1 rRNA gene is annotated in these 861 nt (G+C 53.1%); it reads right to left on the reverse strand.

Annotation, left to right across the window (positions count from 1 at the left end):
• Window positions 1-67 precede the first annotated feature (67 nt).
• A 16S ribosomal RNA gene (locus AC1DA5_RS10570) occupies window positions 68-861 on the reverse strand; the annotation flags it as partial.

Here is an 861-nt window from a genome sequence, read left to right on the forward strand (position 1 = left end):
TTGAGAGTAAACCTCTCAAAACTAAACAAAGTTTCCACAATGTGTAGGTTTCCGTTTTATTCCTTAGAAAGGAGGTGATCCAGCCGCAGGTTCTCCTACGGCTACCTTGTTACGACTTCACCCCAGTCATCTGCCCTGCCTTAGGCGGTTCCCTCCAAATGGTTAGGCCACCGACTTTGGGCATTGCAAACTTCCATGGTGTGACGGGCGGTGTGTACAAGGCCCGGGAACGTATTCACCGCGGCATGCTGATCCGCGATTACTAGCGATTCCGACTTCGTGTAGGCGAGTTGCAGCCTACAGTCCGAACTGAGAACGGCTTTAAGAGATTAGCTTACTCTCGCGAGTTCGCAACTCGTTGTACCGTCCATTGTAGCACGTGTGTAGCCCAGGTCATAAGGGGCATGATGATCTGACGTCGTCCCCACCTTCCTCCGGTTTGTCACCGGCAGTCTCACTAGAGTGCCCAACTAAATGCTGGCAACTAGTAACAAGGGTTGCGCTCGTTGCGGGACTTAACCCAACATCTCACGACACGAGCTGACGACGACCATGCACCACCTGTCATTGCGTCCCCGAAGGGAACGCCTAATCTCTTAGGTTAGCGCAAGATGTCAAGACCTGGTAAGGTTCTTCGCGTAGCTTCGAATTAAACCACATGCTCCACCGCTTGTGCGGGCCCCCGTCAATTCCTTTGAGTTTCAACCTTGCGGTCGTACTCCCCAGGCGGAGTGCTTAATGCGTTAGCTCCGGCACTGAAGGGCGGAAACCCTCCAACACCTAGCACTCATCGTTTACGGCATGGACTACCAGGGTATCTAATCCTGTTCGCTACCCATGCTTTCGAGCCTCAGCGTCAGT

The sequence above is a fragment of the Pauljensenia sp. C0254C2 genome (assembly GCF_056583835.1).